This window comes from Arhodomonas sp. KWT, from assembly GCF_010993615.1.
In genome coordinates this window covers 1-581 of the sequence record NZ_WNXE01001033.1, presented here as the reverse complement: position 1 = coordinate 581, position 581 = coordinate 1, and the positions used below count along the sequence as shown (strand labels likewise).

Annotated in this window: 2 protein-coding genes; one reads left to right on the top strand and one right to left on the bottom strand. The window is 64.7% G+C overall.

What is annotated here, in order from left to right; genetic code table 11:
• On the bottom strand, window positions 1-266 hold a 266-nt coding region (locus G7A99_RS23995; protein WP_305792370.1), incomplete at its 3' end, for a sigma factor.
• Between the two features lie 142 nt (window positions 267-408).
• On the opposite strand from G7A99_RS23995, the gene G7A99_RS23990 reads away from it, so the two are divergent.
• Window positions 409-581 (top strand): NAD(P)-binding domain-containing protein (locus tag G7A99_RS23990; RefSeq protein WP_371807669.1); only part of this gene is annotated, 173 nt, incomplete at its 3' end.

The following is a 581-nucleotide window of genomic DNA, read 5'->3' as shown; positions in this document are numbered from 1 at the left end:
CCGTTATCCCGGCAGTCCGCTTCCAGTCGTCGCCGCCGGTTCCAGTCCACCGAGAGGTTGCGCACGCAGCGGTAAAGGTACGCAAGGGGCCGGGCAACGCTGTGTTGGCCGGGGGTATCGGCTCTGTCCAGCCCCGCCAGGCGGAGAAATGCCTCCTGGACCACGTCCTCGGCGTGCATGCGGTCGCCCACCAGTGGGGTGGCGTACTCGATCAGCGCGGGGCGGTGGGTTCGGTAGAGTTCCAGGTACGTATCGTCGTTATTCACGGATGGGCGGTCCCGCGGCTCCCCTCACCGCTGTCCAGGGCTGGTGCTCCGAACCGTAATTCAAATGAAAATCATTAGCAATTTTGGTTTGACGATACTGTTTGCCGGGCTTGCGGTGTGGCGTGGACAATGAGTCCACTCACTGATTCGGGCCGCGAGGCGGGAGGCAAGCGCCATGACGGAGAATACGGCTGTCGGTTTCATCGGGCTCGGTGCCATGGGGGCGCCGATGGCGACCAATCTGGTCAGGGCGGGCTTCGACGTGACGGTCCATAACCGCACGGCCGCGAAGACCCGTCCCCTGGCCGGGGCCGG